This window comes from Pseudomonas azerbaijanorientalis, assembly GCF_019139795.1.
GTDB lineage: Bacteria > Pseudomonadota > Gammaproteobacteria > Pseudomonadales > Pseudomonadaceae > Aquipseudomonas > Aquipseudomonas laurylsulfatiphila.
The window spans coordinates 1,971,573-1,992,677 of the sequence record NZ_CP077078.1; the positions used below are offsets into that span (position 1 = coordinate 1,971,573).

Here is a 21,105-nt window from a genome sequence, read left to right on the forward strand (position 1 = left end):
CAGACACTTTTCGGAATGACCGCAAGCCCCGCAAACCGGGGCCTGCACAGGAGGTTGGCAATGGGCGCTATCTTGAATCTGGTCGAACGCAACCTGCACGAAGTGCAGGTCGATGCCGACCGCATGCTGTTTCACATCCCCAGCAGTTCGCTGTTCGCCAGCGATGAACTGACGGGCACCATCATCGATACCCTGCGCGGTCCCGGCTGCTCCTCGGACGACCTGATCCAGCGCCTGGCGGCGCGCTTCAACGGCGAGGAAATCACCGAGACCCTGCGCGAGCTGATGGCCCTGGAACTGGTCAGCGACGGCTCGCCGCTGACCCCGGACATCGCCACCAAACGGGTCGAGCGCACGGCGATCAACACCGTGGTGCTCAACGTCAACACCGGCTGCAACCTGAGCTGCACCTACTGCTACAAGGAAGACCTCGACAAGCCGTCAGCCGGCAAGAAGATGGACGTCGAAACGGCCATCGCCTCGGTGGAAATGCTGCTGCGCGAATCCCCGGATGAAGAGCGCTTTACCGTGGTGTTTTTTGGCGGCGAACCGCTGAGCAATCGCAAGCTGATCGAGTACATGGTCGATTACTGTGAGAAGCGTTTTCGCGAGGCCGGCAAGTTCGTCGAATTCGTCATGACCACCAACGCCACGCTGCTCACCGAAGAAACCGTGGACTACCTCAACGCCCACCGTTTCGGGCTGTCGGTGAGCATCGACGGGCCGAAAACCGTGCACGACCGCAACCGCATCACCGTGGGCGGGCAGGGCACCTATGACGTGGTGCGGCGCAAGGCCGAGATGCTGCTGTCGCGCTACAACAGCCGTCCGGTGGGCGCGCGGGTGACCCTGACCACCGGCGTGACCGACGTTGAAACCATCTGGGATCACCTGTTCAACGAGCTGGGTTTCGCCGAGGTCGGATTTGCCCCGGTAACTTCCGGCGACATCAGCACGTTCAACCTGACCAGCGACGAGTTGATCGAAGTCTTCGCCAACATGAAAAAACTCGGTCGACGCTATCTGGAAGCGGCGCTGGAGCACCGCAACATCGGCTTCTCCAACCTGCACCAGCTGATCACCGACATCCACGAAGGCCACAAAAAGGCCCTGCCGTGCGGCGCGGGCCTGAAGATGCTGGCGGTCGATCACAAGGGCGAGCTGAACCTGTGCCACCGCTTTACGGGTTCGAGCCTGCCGACCTTCGGCAACGTGCACAGCGGCGTCAAGCAGGTGGAGTTGAACGACTTCCTGTCCCAGCGCCTGGACCGCACCAATACCGGTTGCGAAGACTGTCAGATCCGTAACCTGTGCTCCGGCGGTTGCTACCACGAGAGCTACGCCCGCTACGGCGACCCGACGCACCCGACCTATCACTACTGCGAACTGATGCGTGACTGGGTCGACTTCGGCATCGAGGTCTACACCCGGATCATGGCCCATAACCCTGCGTTCATCAGCAGTTACATCACTCCGCGCAAGGCTCACTGATATGAAACATCTCAAGGCAATCAATAACAAAGCGTTGAAGCTGGATCAGGCCGCGGACGAGAACCGCATAGAAGAAGTGGTGGCCATGAGCTCCGTGGCGGGCTGTGCCTCGACCACTGACCCGGGCTGGGAAATCGATGCATTCGGCGGTGTGTCGTCGCTGTGCCAGCCGATGGAGGCCGATCTCTACGGTTGCTCCGACCCGTGCTGGTGGCCTGCCCAGGTGCCCGACATGATGAGCACCTACCCGGACTGGAACAAGGATGCCCAGGCGTCCAACGAAAACTGGCGCAACCTCGGCACTGTCTTCCCCAAAGACAAGTGATCACAGAAGAAGGATTCCAGCATGCGTAACATCAAAGCCTGCGGCCTGGCCGCGTTCGCCGTCCTGAGCAGCTGTTCTGTCAGTGTTCTGGCCGATGAAAACACCGCGCTGCAAGTCGGTCACGAATACATGGTGACCACCAACTACCCGAACAACCTGCACGTGATCGACCTGGCCACCGACACCCTGTTCAAGACCTGCAAGATGCCAGACGCCTTCGGCCCCGGCACGGTGCAATTGTCGCCGGATCGCAAGACCGCCTACGTGCTGAACAATCACTATGCGGATGTCTACGGCGTCGAACTGGACAACTGCAAGCAGGTGTTCCACGCCAGCATCACCCAGAAGCCGGGGGAGAAGGCCAAGTCCATGTTCGCCTTCACGGTCAGCCACGACGGCAAGGAGCTGTACACCATCGCCAACCCGACGCTGATGATGAACGACCGCTACGAAGTGCAGCAGCCTCGGCTCGATGTGTATTCGACCGACGCCGGGATGGATGCCAAGCCGCTGCGCAGCTTCCCGGCGCCAAGGCAGCTGACCATCATGCAGAGTGGCGACGACGGGACCCTGTATGTAGCCGGGGCGGACGTCTACAAGGTCAATGTGCAAACCGGCAAGTTCGACGTGCTGATCCCCAGCCGTCACTGGAAACGCCCGAACTACAGCGCGCCGGACGTGCTCTACGTGTGGAACCAGCAGACGTACCGGCATGACTTCTCGCTGCTCTACACCGCCGCGAAATTCAAGGACAAGAAGCAGGACCCGGCCACCGCCGAATACCTGTATGGCCTGTTCAGCGTCGACCTGAAAACCGGCAAGACCGAAACCACCGACTTCGGGCCACTGACGGAAATCTATTTCAGCGGCATGCGCTCGCCCAAGGACCCGAACCTGATGTTCGGTGTGCTTAATCGCCTGGCCAAGTACGACATCAAGGAGAAGAAAATGCTCCAGGCGGCGACGCTTGATCACTCCTACTACTGCATTTCCTTCAACAAGGACGGCAGCAAGATCTACCTGGCCGGGACGTTCAACGACGTGGCGATCTTCGATGCCGACAGCCTCAAACAGACGGGCAGCATCAAATTGCCGGGCGGGGACATGGCGATTACCACGGCGCAGATATTTGTCCGGTAATTGCGGCGACTGAACTGACGCCTTCGCGGGCAAGCCCGCTCCCACAGGTGATCGAGTTGGAACGCATATTTGCATTCACACCGACCCCCTGTGGGAGCGGGCTTGCCCGCGAAGAGGCCCTCAAAAACATTGAATATCTTAAACCCCCGGCACCGGACAACTCATATCCCCCTCCTGACACTTCAGGTAGTTCTTGAACGTCTGAACCCGTGCCTTGGTCAATTCCGTGGTGCAGTTGCTGTAGATCAGCGGATACACACTCCCGCCTTCCACCCCGGACGCCGAGAACTTGCACTCGGCATCGCGGAACGCAACCCACGCCCGCTGTGCACCCACCAGCAGTTTCTTGTTGTCCGGGTTGCCCTTGAATCGCGAAGTGATCTGCTGGTACAGCGCATTCAATTCCTTGTCGGCGGCCGCATTCTGTTGCGCCGCGCACTGGTTCATCGTCGCCTGGTCGCTGGCGTTGTCGCAGTCCACGGCGACAGCCATGGAGGTGAACAGCAGGGGCGTCAATGCCAATAGTAAGCGTGGGTTCATGCCGGATTACTCGCTGTGACCGAAAGTTGAGGTGCAGTGTAGCGCTGTGACGGAATCAGCCCGCTACGCTTGCCACTGCGCATGCTTTTCCACCGATGGGTATTCAAGCCAAGGCACATCATGAGACGTCCAGATATGCGCTTGGGGTGTCATTTTCGGGTCATCATCCAGTGTCGCCACACGAACAATCACGTGAGGCTGGACCGGCCGTTCGGCCATCAGGTGTGAACCGCAGACCGAACAGAAATATCGAAACTTACCCGGCGACGATTCGTAGCGACTCAGGCGATCCTCGCCTTTGATCCAGCGAAAGTGCTTGCGCATGACCCCGGCGGTCGATGCAAACGCTGCCGCGTGAGCCTTGCGGCAGGTCTGGCAATGGCAGTGGCTGATGGGCATGTCGAGGCTATCGAGTTGGTACTCGACGGTTTTACACAGGCAACTGCCGCGCAGTTTTTTCATGGACGACTCCTTTCGTGGGGCGATCTGGAGGGAGAACGTTAGCAGTTTCGAGCCTCTGACTTTTCTCCGGCCCCAGAACTTATCCGCGCAAATGCAACCGAATATCTCAGGCATGGTTGATTGCGCATCCCGATTGGTACAACTTTAGGGTTGGTCTTGTGGTCTTACTGACCTACTGTTCAAGTACAGGAGGTGACTTATGAACCCAGCATCTGATCGCATCGAAAGGAAAGTCCTGCTCAAGGCCAAGCGTTCGCAGGTCTGGCGCGTGCTGGCCAATGCCGAAGTGTTCGGACAGTGGTTTGGCGTGGAGCTGAAAGGCAAGCGTTTTGTGGCAGGCGAGTGGACCCAGGGCCGGGTTACGTACCCCGGTTATGAACACGTATTGTGGAACGTGTTGGTCGAGCGGGTCGAGCCGGAGCGGTTGTTTTCGTTTCGCTGGCATCCGTACGCGGTGCGTCCCGAGATCGACTATTCCCAGGAGCCAACCACCCTGGTCAAGTTCGAACTGGAAGATCATGACGCAGGCACCTTGCTCAGAGTCTCCGAGTCCGGTTTCGATCACATCCCCGATGTGCGCCGGGAAAAGGCTTTCCGAATGGATAGTCGTGGATGGGAAGAGCAAATGAACAATATCGAGCAGTTTTTGATCGACAATGCAAAGTCCCACGAGCAACAGGGTGGCTGAAGTCGGCTCGACGCCTGAGGCATCTAAGGGTTTTCGGAAGGTGGCTTATAGCGAATGTCTTACACGCGATGGTAGCGATATCGCCTGTTACAATTTGGATCCGATGCGTATTCTGGCCTCACCCACTGAAGCACAGGATGTGCTCAGGATCACGGATGATCGACCATATGCAAGGAACGCTGCGACAGGGAGTCGTCATGGTCTTGGAAAAACCCGCTTCGGCGGGTTTTTTTGTGACCGCAGGAAAGGTCGGGGCGGCAGCAAGCGGATGCCCGCCGCCGTTTTCTTACTGACGATCGAGTTTCGCCGCCGCGCGCTCGGTGATTTCCGCCCGCAGCTTCAATGAGCCGGCAGCCCGCCGGCGAGCCTCTTCCAGCACACTGGCCGGCGCCGTCTCGGGGCTGCCCGCCGTAAACGGCGGGGCCGGAGCGTATTCCAGTTGCAACTGCACCAACTCGGCGGTTGCCGGGTCGAACAGTTCGGCGGCCAGGGTCAGGGCGAAGTCGATACCGGCAGTGATCCCACCACCGGTCAACAGATTGCCATCGCGAACCACCCGATCTTTCACCGCGATTGCGCCCAGCGGCTTGAGCAATTCGTGATAGGCCCAGTGAGTGGTGGCGCGCTTGCCCTTGAGCAATCCCGCCGCGCCAAGCACCAACGCGCCGGTGCACACCGACGTGATGTACCGGGCGTTGGCGGCCTGGGCCCTGAGGAAGTCCAGGGTCTGGTCATCTTCCATCAACGGCCCGACGCCACTGCCACCGGGTACGCAGATCACGTCCAGTGCCGGGCAATCCTCGAAGGTGGTAGTGGGTTTCAACAGCAGGCCGGTGCTGGCGGTGACCGGCATCAGGTCCTTCCAGATCAGATGCACTTTCACATCCGGCAGCGAGGCCAGTACGTCATAAGGGCCGGTCAGGTCCAGCTGCTGAACCTGTGGAAACAACAGAAAGCCGATCTGCAACGTCATGGTGTTTTTCTCGTGAAGTGAGGTGGACGGCTTGACTGTAGGCTCGTAGGATTTGGCGTATACGCCAATATCCCCACGAATTACGCCAAATGTCGAAAGCCATCCGTGTACTCGCGTTCGCCAACGTGCAATTGCTCGATGTCACCGGGCCGTTGCAGGTATTCGCCTCGGCCAACGACATTGCCCGCCAGCAAAACCTGCCGCCACCCTACGCGCCGAAGGTGATTGCCAGCGGCGGCGGGGCGGTGATGTCGTCGGCGGGCCTGGCGCTGTTGGCCGAACCCTTACCGGATGACGGCACTGACACCCTGATCATCGCCGGTGGCTGGGGTGTCTACGCGGCGGCGCAAGATGCGTCGTTGGTCGCCTGGGTGCGCGAGCATGCCCGTGGCTGCCGACGGGTTTCCTCGGTGTGTACCGGTGCGTTTCTGCTGGCGGCCAGCGGCTGGCTCGATGGCCGGCGGGTGGTCACCCACTGGACCCGCTGCGAGCAACTGGCGCAACAGCACCCGCGCTTGCAGGTCGAGCCCAACCCGATCTTCATCAAAGACGGCCCGGTCTGGACCTCGGCCGGAGTGACGGCTGGCATCGACCTCGCACTGGCCATGGTCGAACAAGACCTGGGGCGCAACATGGCCCTGGAAGTCGCCCGGCAACTGGTGGTGTTTCTCAAGCGTCCGGGTGGCCAGTCGCAATTCAGTGTGACCCTGTCCCTGCAACAGGAAGGTCAGCGATTCGACGAACTTCACGCCTGGATCAGCGAAAACCTGACCAAGGACCTCGGCATCCCGACCCTGGCCTTGCAGGCCGGCATGAGCGAACGCAGCTTCGTGCGCCACTACCGCGCCGACACCGGCCAGACCCCGGCCCGGGCCATCGAACTGATCCGCGTCGAAACCGCGCGGCGTCTGCTCAGCGATACCGGTGTGCCGATCAAAAGGGTGGCGGTGCAATGCGGCTTCGGCAGCGAAGAAACCCTGCGCCGCAGCTTCCTGCGGGCCATGGGGGTGACACCGCAGGCTTATCGGGAGCGGTTTTCGGTCAGTGCTGGCGCAGATTCCACCATGACTTGAGCCCGTTACTATCAGGCTTCCGTTTCTGCCACCTGATTGAAATACTTCGCCCGATCCGGTGTAAACGTCACCACCATGGCTGTTCGTGCACAGGTCAGCGCTCGTTCTTGCGCCAGGTCCACGTCCAGGTCTTCCCCGCGCAAGCCTTGCCACTGGGCGAGGTATTTGAGGGAGCCGTATTTTTCGGTTTTCTTCAGGCTGCGGCTGACGCCACCTTTCCAGCCCAGTACCGGCAACTCGCCGGCGAGGCACTGTCGGGCGAGTTCGGGGAAACGGGCGGCGCGCTGGCGGCCGACTTCCCAGCATTTGATCAGGCCCTTGTCGTCGGCCTCCCAGAGTTCTTCGCGGTTCAAACCGGTTCGGAGCGGGGTGTCGATGCTGCGATGGATGCGTTGGGTCATTCTGGTTCCTTGAATTCGGGTGGTTCTGGACAGCTCCGCTGTACCCGTTGATTGAGGATGGTAGGTGGGGTGATAGCGGCTGGCAACAATCGTTTTCGGGCAATGGAGATGCCTTGCTTGCTGATAACCGGGCAGGTTTGTTTAGTGGTTGCAGGAGATTGGCTTGCACCGGTCACCGGTTCACCCGGCGGTATTCAGTCAATCTTGTGTTGTGGCTGATGCCCCTTTCGCGAGCAAGCCCGCTCCCACATTTGCTTTTCAATGGGCACAAATTTTGTGTCCGGCCGAGATCAAGTGTGGGAGCGGGCTTGCTCGCGAAAGGGGCGACGCATTCTCAAGGCTGCCAGACGTTTTTCTCCCCACTCAACCTGCGATCCAGAAAATACGCCGCACTGATCAACGCCAGGTGCGTCAGCGCCTGCGGTGTGTTGCCCATGTGCCGCCCATGGCTGTCGAATTCTTCGGCATACAGCCCCAGCGGGTTGGCGTACCTGAGCAACTGTTCGAACTCCAGGTGGGCCTTGTCGAGCTGGCCGGCGCGGGCCAGGCATTCGACGTACCAGAACGAGCAGGCGGCAAAGGCGCCTTCGCTGCCGGGCAGGCCATCGATCTGGCTGTCGTCGTTGCGGTAGCGGTAGATCATGCCGTCGCGCACCAGGCTCTTTTCGATGGCTTGCAGGGTCGCCAGCCAGCGCGGGTCGCGGGCACTGACGAAGCGCATCAGTGGCATCAGCAGCATCGAACCGTCCAGGCCGGTGCCGCCGATGTGCTGGACGAAATGACCGTGCTCGTCATTCCAGAAGTTCTCCCATATGTCGGCATGGATCGCCTGGCGGGTCTGGTCCCAACGGGCGAACAGGGCGGGCAGCGAGCGTTTGGACGCGAGGCGGATGGCGCGGTCCAGGGCGACCCAGCACATCAGTCGTGAATGCAGGAAGTGGTACTTCTCACCGCGCATTTCCCAGATGCCGACGTCCTTTTGCTCCCAGGTCTGGCAAACTTGATCGATGACTTCCACCGTGTGTTTCCAGCCTTCATGGGAAATGGCTTCGCCGTACTTGTTGACCAGGTAAATCGCGTCCATTAGTTCGCCAAAGATGTCGAGCTGGACCTGTTCGTACGCCTGGTTGCCGATGCGCACCGGTTGCGCGCCACCATGACCGGACAGGTGCGTCAGCTCGATCTCCGGCAACTCCTGGCGACCGTCGATGGCATACAGGATGTTGAGTTTCATCGTCTTGCCCTGGCAGTCGCTGACCCGCCCGCGCAACCAGCGCATGTAGGCATTGGCCTCTTCGACGAAGCCCAGGCGCATGAACGCATAGACCGTGAACGAAGCGTCGCGGATCCAGGTGAAGCGATAGTCCCAGTTGCGCTCGCCACCGGGGCTTTCCGGCAGGCCGAAAGTAGCCGCGGCGAGAATGGCGCCGTGTTTGCGCGAGGTCAGCAGCTTCATTGCCAGGGCCGAGCGGTTGACCCTCTCGCGCCAGCGCCCGCGGTAGTTGGACTGGCCGATCCAGTCGCGCCAGAACTTCAGGGTGCGTGTCAGGCACAGATCGGCGGCACCCTCCCTGAAGCGTGGGTCGCCAGGCGCACCGAGCAGGAACTGGGCGGTCTGGTCTTGTTCAAGGGTGAACTGCGCGACCGCGCCATTGGCATCAATGTGCACGGCTTGATCGGCGCACAGTCGCAGGGACGGCTGGTCGGCAGCCTCGAAGATCACGTCATCCTTGTCCATGCTCGCGTGGGTGTTGGCGCGGGCGTAGTCATGGCGCACCGCGCAACGCATGTGGAAGGTGGCGCGGCCGCTGACCACGCGGATCCGCCGCATCAGCAGTGGCAGGTCGTCTTCGGTGTCGCCGACGGGCAGCAGGTCGGTGACCTCGACCACCGCGCGGTCGCTGAGCCAGCGGGTTTGCAACACGTTGGTGTCGGGCAGGTAAATCTGTTCGCGGCGGGCGTCGGGCAAGTCCGGTGACAACTGGAAAATCCCCGCCTCGGGGGTGTCCAGCAGCGAGCAGAAGATCGACGGGCTGTCGAACTCCGGCCAGCAGAAAAAATCCACGCTGCCCTTGTCGTTGACCAGCGCCGCGCTGCGCATGTCGCCGATGATGCCGTGGGCGTCTATGGGACTTTGGCGTTCGGGGTGATCAGCCATTGTCGAGTAACTCCGGGAGTCTGGGGCCTATTTAGCTGACTGGTCTGGGTGGCCGAGAGTTCACTTGGCGGGGGGCGTGGGTTGTCTGTACTGGCCCCTTCGCGGGCAAGCCCGCTCCCACATTGGACGGCGTGCACAAATCAACTGTGGGAGCGGGCTTGCTCGCGAAGGGGCCTTCACATTCAACCAACAATTCCACGCTTCCCCCGCAATCAGCCGTTATGGCAACGTGCAGTCCCCTGATGAGACCTGACCTATGGCCAACCCCTACCGCGAACTATTCAAAGCCCCTGGCAGCGGCGCATTCGTGCTGGCCGGCATGCTCGCGCGCATGCCGATTTCCATGACCGGCATCGGCCTGATCACCATGCTTTCGCAGTTGCAGGGGGGCTACGGAATGGCCGGCGCGGTGGCGGCGACGTTCGCCCTGGCCACGGCCTTTTGTGCGCCCCAGGTCTCGCGACTGGTGGATCGGTATGGCCAGGGGCGGATTCTGCCGGTGGCGGCGTTGCTCGGCGGCGGGGCGCTGTTGCTGTTGTTGCTGTGCACGCGGTTGCAGGCGCCGCACTGGACGCTGTTTGTCTTCGCCGCGCTGGCCGGCTGCATGCCGAGCATGTCGGCGATGGTGCGGGCCCGCTGGACCGAGGTGTACCGAGGCCGCCCCGAGCTGCAGACTGCCTACGCCCTGGAATCGGTACTGGATGAAGTCTGCTTCATCGTCGGGCCGCCGCTTTCCGTTGGCCTGTGTGTGGTGGCGTTTCCCGAGGCCGGGCCATTGGCGGCCTTGCTGGCGCTGGCCGTCGGCGTCACCGCGTTCGTGTTGCAGCGCAGCACGGAGCCGCCGGTACATCCCCACGAAGATCACCATCAAGGCTCGATCATTCGCTCGCGCGACATTCAATTGCTGATGCTGTTGATGGTCGCCATGGGCACCATCGTCGGCGTGGTGGACGTGGTCAGCGTCGCTTTCGCCCAGCAGCAGGGTCAACCGGCGGCGGCGAGCATCGTGCTGTCGGTGTACGCCATCGGCTCGTGCCTGGCCGGGCTGGCCTTCGGCGCGCTGCGTTCGAAAGTACCACTGGCGCGCCTGTTCCTGTACGGCGGCGTGGCAACGGCGGTGACCACCTTGCCGTTGTTGCTGGCGGCGAACATTCTCGGCTTGTCGCTGGCGGTGTTTGTCGCGGGGCTGTTTTTTGCCCCGACGCTGATCGTCGCCATGGCCCTGGTGGAGCAGATCGTGCCACCGGCCAAACTCACCGAAGGCCTGACCTGGCTGGTCACCGGGCTGAGCATTGGCGTCGCGATCGGTGCCGCCGGCTCCGGCTGGCTGGTGGACGCCTTCGGCGCGCGCAGCGGATTCTGGCTGGCGATTGCGGCGGGGGCGGTGGTGCTCGGCTCCGCGATCCCGAGCTATCGCCATCTGAAATGAAGATCTGACTGCGGGGCATTTCCTTGTGGGAGCGAGCTTGCTCGCGATGGCGCAGTATCAGTCGGCATCATTGGTGTCTGACACGCCCCCATCGCGAGCAAGCTCGCTCCCACAGGGTTACTCATATGGCTAATTCCCGGAACACCTCATCCGTTCTCCAAACAGACAACCTTCGAGGAAAGCCCGGTGACCCCGCTGACATTGCTGTGCCTGCCCTATTCGGGCGCGAGTGCCATGGTCTATAGCCGCTGGCGGCGCAAACTGCCGGAGTGGCTCAAGCTGCAACCGGTGGAATTGCCAGGGCGGGGCGCGCGATATGGCGAGCCCCTGCACACCGACATGCGCCGCCTGGCGCTGCAGCTGGCCCACGAACAGAAGGCCACGCTCAAGGCGCCGTATGCGTTGTTCGGCCATAGCATGGGGGCGTTGCTGGCCTGCGAGATGGCCCATGCATTCCGCTCGCTGGGTTGCCCGGAACCGGTCGCGCTGTTCGCCTCGGGCACCGCTGCGCCGACCCTGCGCGCCGACTACGACCGCGGCTTTGCCCAGCCGAAAACCGATGCCGAACTGATCGAGCAATTGCGCACCCTCAACGGCACCAGCGAAGAGATCCTGGCCAATCAAGAGTTGATGAGCCTGACCCTGCCGGTGCTGCGCGCGGACTTCCTGTTGTGCGGGCGTTTCGCGCCGATCGAGCGCCCCTTGCTCAAGTGCCCGGTGCACGTGCTCTGCGGCAAGGCCGACCGCGCCACCACCGAGCAATTGATCGGCTGGAGCCAGGAAACCCGCGGCAGTTTCTCGGTGGACATGCTGGCCGGCGGGCACTTCTTCATCCATGAGCAGGAGGCCAAGGTGCTGCGGGTGATCAAGGATCAGCTTGAGGGGCATCATCGGCGGCATGGGTTGATGGCTGTGAACTGACCCTATTCTGAATTCACCACAAAACCTGTGGGAGCGGGCTTGCCCGCGAAGGCGGTGTGTCAAGCGATAAGTATGTTGCTGACACTCCCTCTTCGCGGGCAAGCCCGCTCCCACAGGGGTATTTATCAACCTGTTTTTCCGCGTTTTGCCTTTTACCTGATCCGCTAATTTTTCCCGCCTGCATTCGTTTTATAGGGACGACGCGCCCTTGCGCCTGCTGCCTACTGATGCGGATGCCGATAGATGAATGCTGAAGACTCCTTGAAACTTGCTCGCCGGTTTATCGGGTTGCCCCTGGAAAAGCGCCAGATGTTCCTTGCGGCCTTGCACAAGGAGGGCGTGGATTTTGCCCGTTTCCCGATCCCGGCCGGCGTCGAGGCCGAGGATCGCCAGGCGTTGTCGTACGCCCAGCAACGCATGTGGTTCCTCTGGCAGCTGGACCCGCACAGTGGCGCCTACAACCTGCCGGGCGCGGTGCGGTTGACCGGGCAATTGAATCTGTCGGCACTGGAGCAGGCGTTCGCCAGCCTGGTGACGCGGCATGAAACCCTGCGTACGCTGTTCCAGCGTCAGGCCGACAACAGCTTGCAGCAAGTGCCGGCCACGGCGCCGCTGCTGATCGAACAGGTGGATTTCAGCGCACTGCCCGCCGAGGAACGCGAACGGGCCGTGGCGCACACCGCCGAGCAGCAATCGATGCTGCCATTCGATCTGGCGACCGGCCCGCTGCTGCGGGTCACCTTGCTCAAGCTCGCAGAACTTGAGCATGTGCTGTTGCTGACCCTGCACCACATCGTCTCCGACGGCTGGTCGATGAACGTGCTGATCGACGAATTCATCCGCTGCTACGACGCCTTCGATGCCGGCACCCAGCCGCAGCTTGTAGCGTTGCCGATCCAGTACAGCGACTATGCCCTGTGGCAGCGTCGCTGGCTGGAGGCGGGCGAGCAGGCGCGGCAACTGGCGTACTGGCAGGCGCAACTGGGCGATGAGCATCCGGTGCTGGAATTGCCCCTGGATCATTCGCGCCCGGCCATGCCGAGCTATCGCGGCACCCGCTACGAATTCGCGGTCCAAGCGCAACTGGCCGAGCAACTGCGCAGCACCGCGCAGAAGCACAACATCACCCTGTTCATGCTGTTGCTCGGCGCCTTCAATGCGTTGCTGCATCGTTACACCGGGCAGACCGACATCCGCGTCGGCGTGCCCATCGCCAACCGCAACCGTGCGGAAATCGAAGGCCTGATCGGTTTCTTCGTCAACACCCAGGTGCTGCGTACCCAGCTGGACGGCCAGACCCGGGTCGACGACCTGCTGCGCGCCGTCAAGGAAACCGCCCTCGGCGCCCAGGCCCATCAGGACCTGCCGTTCGAACGCCTGGTCGAAGCGTTGAAACTGGAGCGCAGCCTCAGTCACACGCCGTTGTTCCAGGTGATGTACAACCACCAGCCGCACGTGGCCGACATGGCGTCGGTCAGCACCGCCTCCGGCCTGGTGCTGGGCAGCATCGACTGGCAAAGCCGCACCACCCAGTTCGACCTCACCCTCGACACCTGGGAGAAGGGCGGCAAGCTGCACGCCGCGCTGACCTATGCCAACGACCTGTTCGAAGCCGACACCATCGCACGCATGGCCCGGCACTGGACGCGTCTGTTGCAGGCGTTAGCCGACGACTCGACGCAAAAAATCGGCGAGTTGCCGATGCTGAGTGCCGATGAGCAACAGGTGCTGGTGCAGGACTGGAACCGCACCGCCGAGGTCTATCCCGTCGAGCAGTGCATGCATCAGTTGATTCAGGCCCAGGCCCGACGCACGCCCGAGGCAACGGCGCTGGTGTTTGGCGAGCGCCAGTTGAGCTACGCGCAACTCGATGCCCGCACCAATCGCCTGGCCAATTACCTGTGCGAGCAGGGCGTTGGCCCGGATGTACTGGTGGGGATCTGCGTCGAGCGTTCGCTGGACATGGTCATTGGCCTGTTGGCCATTCACAAGGCCGGGGGTGCCTACGTACCGCTGGACCCGGAGTACCCGGCCGAACGTCTGGCCTACATGATCGACGACAGCGCGATTGGCGTGCTGCTCACGCAAGGCTCCCTGCTCGGCGCACTGCCCACCGACGGCGTCAAGGTCATCGCCCTGGACCGGCAGCACGACTGGCTCGATGGCTACAGCGACGCCTGCCCGCAGGTCGAGGTGCATCCGTTGAACCTGGCCTATGTGATCTACACCTCCGGCTCCACCGGTAAGCCCAAGGGCGCCGGCAACAGTCACGCGGCGCTGGTCAACCGCTTGTGCTGGATGCAGCAGGCCTATGGGCTCGATGGCAGCGATTCGGTATTGCAGAAAACCCCGTTCAGTTTCGACGTGTCGGTCTGGGAGTTTTTCTGGCCGCTGATGACCGGCGCGCGTCTGGTGGTGGCGCCGCCGGGCGCACATCGGGAACCGGCGCAGTTGATCCGCCTTATCGCTGACCACCGCATCAGCACAATGCACTTTGTGCCGTCGATGCTCCAGGCGTTCATCCACGAACCGGGTGTCGAGACGTGCACCAGCCTCAAGCGCATTGCTTGCAGTGGCGAAGCCTTGCCGCTGGATGCGCAATTGCAGGTGTTCAAAAAGCTGCCGGGTGCCGGGTTGTACAACCTGTACGGTCCGACCGAGGCGGCCATCGACGTGACCCACTGGACCTGCGTCGATGAAGGCGCCGACAGCGTGCCCATCGGCCGGCCCATCGCTAACCTGCGCACCCATGTACTGGATGCGCAATTGCTCCCGGTCCCGGCCGGCGTGGCGGGGGAGCTTTACCTCGGTGGCGCCGGGCTGGCGCGCAGTTATCACCGGCGTCCGGCGCTCACCGCCGAGCGCTTTGTGCCGTGTCCGTTCCACGACGGCGCGCGCTTGTACCGCACCGGTGACCGCGTGCGGCAGCGCGCCGATGGCGTGATCGAATACCTCGGGCGCCTCGACCATCAAGTCAAATTGCGCGGCCTGCGCATCGAACTGGGGGAGATCGAAACCCGCCTGATGCAGCATGACCTGGTGCGCGAGGCTGTGGTGCTGGTGCAGGGCGGCAAGCATCTGGTGGCGTATCTGGTGCTGGAAAACGCCGACGCCGATGTGCAATGGCCGCAAACCCTCAAGGCCTGGCTGCTCGGCAGCCTGCCGGAATACATGGTGCCCACGTACTTGATGCCGCTGGATGCCTTGCCGGTGACCGCCAACGGCAAGCTCGACCGCAAGGCTTTGCCGCCACCGGACGCCGCGCCGCAGCAGACGTTCGTCGCACCGCAGGATGCCATGCAGACCACGCTGGCGAAGATTTGGCAGGACGTATTGGGCACGCAACCTGTGGGCCTTGAAGACAACTTCTTCGAACTCGGCGGCGACTCGATCATTTCCATCCAGGTGGTCAGCCGCGCCCGTCAGGCCGGCATTCGCCTCAGTCCGCGGGATCTGTTCCAGTACCAGACCGTGCGCAGCCTGGCATTGGTCGCGACGTTCGACAGCCGCAGCCGCATCGATCAAGGCCCGGCCAGCGGCGAGGTGATCCTGACCCCGGCGCAGCATTACTTCTTCGAACAGGCCATTGCCCAGCGTCAGCACTGGAACCAGTCGCTGCTGCTGACGCCCCGGGAAGCGCTGGATCCGCAAGCGTTGGAGCGGGCCTTGGTGGCCGTCATCCATCATCATGACGCCTTGCGCCTGCGTTTCATCGACGGTGCCCAAGGCTGGCTGCAACACCATGGGCCGCAGGTCGAATCCGCTGGATTGTGGCTGCGTCAGGCGTCTTCGGCCGAAGCCCTGACCGCGTTGTGCGATGAAGCGCAACGCAGCCTCGATCTGGCCAACGGGCCGCTACTGCGCGCCTTGCTGGTCAACCTCGACGATGGCAGCCAGCGCCTGCTGCTGGTGGTTCATCACCTGGCGGTGGACGGCGTGTCGTGGCGGGTGTTGCTTGAAGACTTGCAACAGGCTTACCGGCAAGTGGCGCTGCCCGAGAAAACCAGCGCCTATCAAGCCTGGGCCGCGCACCTGCAACAGCATGCCGGCACCTTGTCTGGGCAATTGCCGTACTGGCAGGCGCAACTGGCGGATGCCCGGGACCTGCCGTGTGAGCAGCCGCAGGGCAGCTTGCAGCAGCGCCACGGGCACAAGATCGAGTCGACACTGGACGCCGAACTGACCCGCCGGTTGCTGCAACAGGCACCGGCGGCCTATCGCACCCAGGTCAATGACCTGTTGCTCACGGCGTTGGCGCGGGTCATCTGCCGCTGGAGCGGGCAGGGCTCGACGCTGATCCAGCTTGAAGGCCACGGTCGCGAAGACCTGTCCGACGACCTCGACCTGAGCCGCACCGTCGGCTGGTTCACCAGCCTGTTTCCCGTGCGCCTGCAACCCGAGGCTGGGGCAGCGAATTCGATCAAGTCGATCAAGGAACAACTGCGCGCCATTCCCGGCAAAGGCCTGGGTTATGGGCTGCTGCGCTATCTCGGCGAACCGGCGCAGCGCCAGCTTCTGCAAGACCTGCCGGCGCCCCGCATCACCTTCAACTACCTGGGGCAGTTCGACCGTCAGTTCGATGAGGCTGCGCTGTTCATCCCGGCCGCGGAAAGCGCTGGTCAGGCCCAGGGTGAGGACGCGCCGCTGGCCAACTGGCTGACCGTGGAAGGCCAGGTGTATGGCGGGCAGCTCTCGCTGCAATGGGGTTTCAGCCGCGACATGTTCGCCGAATCCACGGTGCAGCGACTGGCCGATGCCTACACCGAAGAACTCAAGGCACTGATCGAGCATTGCTGCGCGACAACGCCAGGCCAGGTCACGCCGTCGGACTTCCCGCTGGCGCGCATCACCCAGGCGCAACTCGATGCCTTGCCTGTCCCGGCACCGGCCATTGAGGACGTTTACCCGCTGACGCCGATGCAGCAGGGCATGCTGTTCCACACCCTGTACGAGCCCCAGGCCGAGGCCTACATCAATCAATTGCGCCTGGACATCCAGGGGCTGGAACTGGCGGCATTCGGCCGGGCCTGGCAGGCGGCGATCAACCGACACGACATTCTGCGCAGCAGCTTCCACTGGCTGGGGCTTGAGTGCGCGCACCAGGTGATTCATCGCCAGATCGACCTGCAACTGCAAGTGATCGAAGCGGCCGACCTCGACTTGGATGCACTGGCCGCCGAGGAGCGCAGTCGCGGCTTCGAACTCGGCACCGCGCCGTTGTTCCGCCTGGTGCTGGTGCGCCGAAGCACTGAGGACTGGCACCTGATCTACACCAGCCATCACATCCTCATGGACGGCTGGAGCAACGCGCAGTTGCTCGGCGAAGTGATCCAGCAGTATGCCGGGCAGACGCTGGCCAGGCCGTTGGGGCAATACCGCGATTATCTGGGCTGGATTCAACAGCAGCCGCTGCTGGCTGCCGAGCAGTTCTGGAAGCAAGCGCTGGCGCCACTGGAAACGCCGACACTGCTGGCGCAAGCCTTGCCGGCGCCCACCGAAGGACGCGGCATGGGCGAGCATCAATTGACCCTTGAGAGTGCCGCACTACAGCGCCTGGGCGATTTCGCCCGCCAACAGAAAATCACCCTCAACACCTTGCTGCAAGGCGCCTGGGGTCTGCTGTTGCAGCGCTACACCGGCCAATCCTGCGTGGCGTTCGGCGCCACCATGGCCGGACGCTCCGCGCCGCTGCCGGGCATCGAGCAGCAATTGGGGCTGTTCATCAACACCATGCCGATCATTGCCGCGCCGCCGGCAGGGCAGTCGGTGGCCCACTGGCTCAACCACCTGCAAGCGCTGAACCTGAGCCTGCGCGAGTTCGAACATGTGCCGCTGTACGACATTCAGGGCTGGGCCGGGCAACAGGGGGCGCTGTTCGACAGCTTGCTGGTGTTCGAGAACTTCCCGGTGGCCGAAGCCCTCAAGCAAGGGGCGCCGGCGGGCCTGACCTTCGGTGCGCTGCACAATCACGAAATCACCAGCTACCCGCTGACCCTGGGCATCGAAGTCGGCGCCACCCTGCGTCTGGATTTCAGCTTCGACCGCAGCCGGTTCAGCGCGGCGCAGATCAGCCAGTTGGGCGCCAGCCTGTTGCAGGTGCTGGAGCAGTTCGTCGCACAACCACAGCAGGCATTGGGCGCGATCAGCTTGCTCGATGCACAGGCTCAAGCCAAGGTGTTGACCGGTTCGCGTCCACCTGCGCCGCCACTCGACAGCCCGTTGCTGGCCCATCAGCGTTTCGAGCAACAGGCGGCACGCACGCCCGATGCACTGGCGGTGATGGTCGGCGACGAGTGCCTGACCTACGCCCAGCTCAATGCGCAAGCCAACCAGCTCGCCCATCGCCTGCGCGCCCTGGGTGTGGCACCGGGGCAGCGGGTCGGCCTGTCGGTGCGGCGCAATGCGCAGATGATCGTCAGCCTGATGGCCATCCTCAAGTCCGGCGCCGGTTATGTACCGCTCGATCCGGACTACCCGGCCGAGCGTCTGGCCTACATGATCGAAGATAGCGGCATGGATCTGCTGTTGGCGCAACCGGGCTTGCTCGCCGATGTAGCGTTGCCGCAAGGTTTGCCGCGCCTGGCGCTGGAGTCGAACGTTGACGGTTACTCCACCGAAAACCCGGACAACCTCGCCAGCGCCGAAGACCTCGCCTACCTGATCTACACCTCCGGTTCCACCGGACGCCCGAAAGGCGTGTGCCTGGCCCACGCCGCGCTGCGCGAGTTTTGCGTGATCGCGGCGGACTATTCACAACTCACAGCGCAAGACCGTGTGCTGCAATTCGCCACCTTCAGCTTCGACGGCTTTGTCGAGCAGTGCTACCCGCCGCTGTGCGTGGGTGCGGCGCTGGTGATGCGCGGCGATGAGTTGTGGGACACCGACACGCTTTATCGGCAGATCATCGCGCGCGGCGTGACCCTGGCCGATCTGCCGGCAGCCTACTGGTTCTTGCTGGCTCAAGAGTGGGCCGCGCAACCGCAGCGTGAGAAAGGGCGCTTGCGTCAGGTCCACGTCGGTGGCGAGGCCATGTCGCTGGAAGGCCTGAAGTTGTGGCATGCCGCCGGTCTGGGCGATGTGCGCCTGCTCAATACCTATGGGCCGACCGAAGCCACAGTCGTTTCCAGTACCCACGAATGCACCTTGGCCGATACCCGCAACCCCCTTGGCGTGCCGATTGGCCGGGCGTTGCCGGGACGTGCGTTGTATGTGCTGGACAGCGAAGGCCACCTGCTGCCGACCGGTTGCGTCGGCGAGTTGTGCATCGGCGGTGATGCCGGCCTCGCCCAGCGCTATCACCAGCGTCCGGGTTTGAGCGCCGAGCGTTTCATTGCCGATCCGTTCTCCGCCACACCGGGGGCACGGCTGTACCGCAGCGGTGACCTGGCGCGCTATCGCGAGGATGGCGCACTGGAATACCTGGGGCGTATCGACCATCAGGTGAAAATTCGCGGATTCCGCGTCGAACTGGGTGAGCTGGAGGCGCACCTGCAAGGCCTGCCGATGATCAGCGAAGCCGCAGTGCTGGTGCACGAAGGCGTCGGCGGCAAGCAGTTGATCGGTTATGTGGTGCCAGCCTCGGGTGAACAGCTGGACGCCGATGCGCGGCAACTCACCGACACCGTGCGCCGCGCCTTGGGCGAGCGCCTGCCGGACTACATGCTGCCGACGCAACTGGTGATACTGGCCGCGTTGCCGCTCAACCGCAACGGCAAACTCGACCGCGCCGCGTTGCCGGCCCCGCCAGTCTGGGAGGCCGCAACCGGTAGCGCACCACAAGGGGCACTGGAAATCCAGCTGGCGCAGATCTGGCAGCAGGTGTTGCAGGTCAGTCGCGTCGACCGCGAGAACAGCTTCTTCGAATTGGGTGGGCACTCGTTGCTGGCGACGCAAATCGTCTCGCAGATCCGCCAGCGCATGGGCCTGTCGGTGAGCCTGCGCAGCCTGTTCGAACACCCGCGCCTTGAGGATTTCGCCGCACAGGTACAGACACTGCAACACCGCTGTGAACGCCCGGCGCTGGTGGCGGACACCTCAGGTGAACGCCAGCCGCTGTCCTTTGCCCAGCAGCGCCTGTGGTTCCTGTGGAACCTGGAGCCGGACAGCTCGATGTACAACATGCCGGGTGCCTTGCGCCTGCGCGGCGAGCTGAACCTCGACGCCCTGCGCCAGGCCTTCGAAACCCTTGTGCAGCGCCACGCGGTGTTGCGCACCACCTTCTACGAAGAAGACGGCCAGACCTGGCAGCGGGTACACCGGCAATTGCCGTTGAGCTTCGAGGCCGGCGACCTGCGGCATCTGCCGGCGCCGGACGTCGAGGCGCAACACCTGGCCCGCGAGGAAGTCGCGCGGCCATTCGACCTGCGCCACGGCCCGTTGCTGCGGGTGCGGGTGCTGCGGGTCGCGGATGATCAGCATGTGCTGTTGCTGACGGTGCATCACATCGTCGCCGATGACTGGTCGTTCCGCGTGCTGATCAATGAATTCGTCACGCTGTATCCAACCCTCAACCGTGGCCAGACCCCGCAACTGCCGGCGCACAGCGTGCAGTACGCCGACTTCGCCAAATGGCAGCGCCAGTGGCTGGAGCAGGGCGGCGAGTTGCAGCGCCAGCTCGACTACTGGCAGCAGCGCCTTGCCGAGCCGCAAACCGTGCTGGAGTTGCCCGCCGATGGCGACCGGCGCACGGCGCAGGAAGGCGCCAGCGCGCATTTCACCTTCAGTGCCGAACTCAGCCAGCAGTTGCGCGACTTTGCCCAACAGCGCGACCTGTCGCTGTTCATGCTGCTGCTGGCCGGTTTCACCCTGGTGTTGCACCAGCGTACCGAGGTCGCTCGGGTGCGCATCGGCACCGATATCGCCAACCGAAATCAAGCCGAGCTTGAAGAAATGGTCGGCTTCTTCGTTAACCAACTAGTACTGCAAGTGGAAGTCGATGCCGGGCAGCCGGCAGCGCAGTTGCTGGAGGCCTGTCGCCGGGCGGTGCTGGAGGCTTCGGACCATCAGGACCTGCCGTTCGAGCGCCTGGTGGAAGCCTTGCGCTTGCCGCGCCGGGCCGGCCGTTCGCCGCTGTTCGACATCAAGCTGATTTACCAGGAAGGCGTCGCTCGCTTGCCCTCGATGGATGGGGTGCACGTGGAGGATTTCCCCTCCGGGCGTCAGGCCGCCGAGATCGGCATGGTCGCTGCGTTCTACAACGACGCGCAGCACATCCACCTGAGCTTCGAGACACCGGCCGGCCAGTACCTGCCGAGCACGCTGGAATGTCTGTTCGAACAGATCCGGGCGGTGCTCGAGGCCTTGGTAGGCGCTGAGCCATTGCAGGTCGGTGAGTTGCTGAACCTGGCCAGCGATGTCCAGCGCCGTGCCGATGTGCGCTTGAACGAGCAACGCAAGGCCCTGCTCGGCGGTGCCATGGCGATCAAGCGCCGCTCGGCGAACCGGGGCGCGTCGACAGCGCCAACCGCAGCGGACTGATTCAGGCGACGGCGTCCTTTAGCGCCG

General features: G+C 63.0%; 13 protein-coding genes. 8 read left to right on the plus strand and 5 right to left on the minus strand.

Annotated elements, in window-relative coordinates; genetic code table 11:
• Window positions 1–60 precede the first annotated feature (60 nt).
• The 3 genes from peaB to peaD are packed head-to-tail and all read left to right on the plus strand — an operon-like array spanning window position 61 to window position 2,956.
• Complete coding sequence (gene peaB, locus KSS91_RS08665; protein ID WP_102701350.1) at window positions 61–1,491, plus strand: quinohemoprotein amine dehydrogenase maturation protein; 1,431 nt, start codon at window positions 61–63, stop codon at window positions 1,489–1,491.
• 1 nt (window position 1,492) lies between these two features.
• On the plus strand, window positions 1,493–1,816 hold the full coding sequence (gene qhpC / locus KSS91_RS08670) for a quinohemoprotein amine dehydrogenase subunit gamma (RefSeq protein ID WP_007971075.1): 324 nt from the start codon (window positions 1,493–1,495) through the stop codon (window positions 1,814–1,816).
• Between the two features lie 21 nt (window positions 1,817–1,837).
• The gene (peaD, locus tag KSS91_RS08675; RefSeq protein ID WP_217837628.1) at window positions 1,838–2,956 is read left to right on the plus strand and encodes a quinohemoprotein amine dehydrogenase subunit beta; all 1,119 of its coding nucleotides are present in this window, start codon (window positions 1,838–1,840) and stop codon (window positions 2,954–2,956) included.
• Window positions 2,957–3,094: 138 nt separating this feature from the next.
• Here peaD and KSS91_RS08680 read toward each other — a convergent pair whose 3' ends face one another.
• Together KSS91_RS08680 and KSS91_RS08685 are read right to left on the minus strand one after the other, a co-directional pair.
• Complete coding sequence (locus tag KSS91_RS08680; RefSeq protein WP_015094134.1) at window positions 3,095–3,496, minus strand: lysozyme inhibitor LprI family protein; 402 nt, start codon at window positions 3,494–3,496, stop codon at window positions 3,095–3,097.
• Window positions 3,497–3,559: 63 nt separating this feature from the next.
• Complete coding sequence (locus KSS91_RS08685; RefSeq protein WP_217837629.1) at window positions 3,560–3,958, minus strand: GFA family protein; 399 nt, start codon at window positions 3,956–3,958, stop codon at window positions 3,560–3,562.
• A gap of 199 nt (window positions 3,959–4,157) precedes the next feature.
• On the opposite strand from KSS91_RS08685, the gene KSS91_RS08690 reads away from it, so the two are divergent.
• The gene (locus KSS91_RS08690) at window positions 4,158–4,646 is read left to right on the plus strand and encodes an SRPBCC family protein (RefSeq protein WP_217837630.1); all 489 of its coding nucleotides are present in this window, start codon (window positions 4,158–4,160) and stop codon (window positions 4,644–4,646) included.
• Window positions 4,647–4,932: 286 nt separating this feature from the next.
• Here KSS91_RS08690 and inhA read toward each other — a convergent pair whose 3' ends face one another.
• A complete protein-coding gene (inhA, locus tag KSS91_RS08695) occupies window positions 4,933–5,619 on the minus strand; it encodes an isonitrile hydratase (RefSeq protein ID WP_217837631.1) in 687 nt (228 codons plus the stop codon).
• Window positions 5,620–5,708: 89 nt separating this feature from the next.
• Here inhA and KSS91_RS08700 point away from each other — a divergent pair, with 89 nt between their 5' ends.
• Window positions 5,709–6,692 (plus strand): GlxA family transcriptional regulator, encoded by a 984-nt coding sequence (locus tag KSS91_RS08700; protein WP_217837632.1) that lies wholly within the window; start codon window positions 5,709–5,711, stop codon window positions 6,690–6,692.
• 11 nt (window positions 6,693–6,703) lie between these two features.
• Here the strand turns inward: KSS91_RS08700 and KSS91_RS08705 are convergent, their stop codons facing one another.
• Window positions 6,704–7,093 (minus strand): hypothetical protein, encoded by a 390-nt coding sequence (locus tag KSS91_RS08705; RefSeq protein ID WP_217837633.1) that lies wholly within the window; start codon window positions 7,091–7,093, stop codon window positions 6,704–6,706.
• Window positions 7,094–7,427: 334 nt separating this feature from the next.
• The gene (locus KSS91_RS08710) at window positions 7,428–9,251 is read right to left on the minus strand and encodes a glycoside hydrolase family 15 protein (RefSeq protein ID WP_217837634.1); all 1,824 of its coding nucleotides are present in this window, start codon (window positions 9,249–9,251) and stop codon (window positions 7,428–7,430) included.
• Between the two features lie 256 nt (window positions 9,252–9,507).
• Here KSS91_RS08710 and KSS91_RS08715 point away from each other — a divergent pair, with 256 nt between their 5' ends.
• The 3 genes from KSS91_RS08715 to KSS91_RS08725 all read left to right on the plus strand — a co-directional run bounded on the left by KSS91_RS08715 (window position 9,508) and on the right by KSS91_RS08725 (window position 21,078).
• Window positions 9,508–10,680, plus strand: coding sequence for an MFS transporter (locus KSS91_RS08715; RefSeq protein ID WP_217837635.1), 1,173 nt, complete (start codon window positions 9,508–9,510; stop codon window positions 10,678–10,680).
• A 186-nt stretch (window positions 10,681–10,866) separates the two neighbouring features.
• The gene (locus tag KSS91_RS08720; RefSeq protein ID WP_217837636.1) at window positions 10,867–11,601 is read left to right on the plus strand and encodes a thioesterase II family protein; all 735 of its coding nucleotides are present in this window, start codon (window positions 10,867–10,869) and stop codon (window positions 11,599–11,601) included.
• Window positions 11,602–11,844: 243 nt separating this feature from the next.
• On the plus strand, window positions 11,845–21,078 hold the full coding sequence (locus KSS91_RS08725; protein ID WP_217837637.1) for a non-ribosomal peptide synthetase: 9,234 nt from the start codon (window positions 11,845–11,847) through the stop codon (window positions 21,076–21,078).
• Window positions 21,079–21,105 lie beyond the last annotated feature (27 nt).

Coding starts and splice junctions, on each gene's coding strand:
- qhpC (WP_007971075.1), top strand. CDS start 1,493: ATGAAACATCTCAAGGCAATCAATAACAAAGCGTTGAAGCTGGATCAG.
- KSS91_RS08725 (WP_217837637.1), top strand. CDS start 11,845: ATGAATGCTGAAGACTCCTTGAAACTTGCTCGCCGGTTTATCGGGTTG.
- peaB (WP_102701350.1), top strand. CDS start 61: ATGGGCGCTATCTTGAATCTGGTCGAACGCAACCTGCACGAAGTGCAG.
- KSS91_RS08710 (WP_217837634.1), bottom strand. CDS start 9,251: ATGGCTGATCACCCCGAACGCCAAAGTCCCATAGACGCCCACGGCATC.
- KSS91_RS08715 (WP_217837635.1), top strand. CDS start 9,508: ATGGCCAACCCCTACCGCGAACTATTCAAAGCCCCTGGCAGCGGCGCA.
- KSS91_RS08705 (WP_217837633.1), bottom strand. CDS start 7,093: ATGACCCAACGCATCCATCGCAGCATCGACACCCCGCTCCGAACCGGT.
- KSS91_RS08690 (WP_217837630.1), top strand. CDS start 4,158: ATGAACCCAGCATCTGATCGCATCGAAAGGAAAGTCCTGCTCAAGGCC.
- KSS91_RS08700 (WP_217837632.1), top strand. CDS start 5,709: ATGTCGAAAGCCATCCGTGTACTCGCGTTCGCCAACGTGCAATTGCTC.
- inhA (WP_217837631.1), bottom strand. CDS start 5,619: ATGACGTTGCAGATCGGCTTTCTGTTGTTTCCACAGGTTCAGCAGCTG.
- KSS91_RS08680 (WP_015094134.1), bottom strand. CDS start 3,496: ATGAACCCACGCTTACTATTGGCATTGACGCCCCTGCTGTTCACCTCC.
- KSS91_RS08685 (WP_217837629.1), bottom strand. CDS start 3,958: ATGAAAAAACTGCGCGGCAGTTGCCTGTGTAAAACCGTCGAGTACCAA.
- peaD (WP_217837628.1), top strand. CDS start 1,838: ATGCGTAACATCAAAGCCTGCGGCCTGGCCGCGTTCGCCGTCCTGAGC.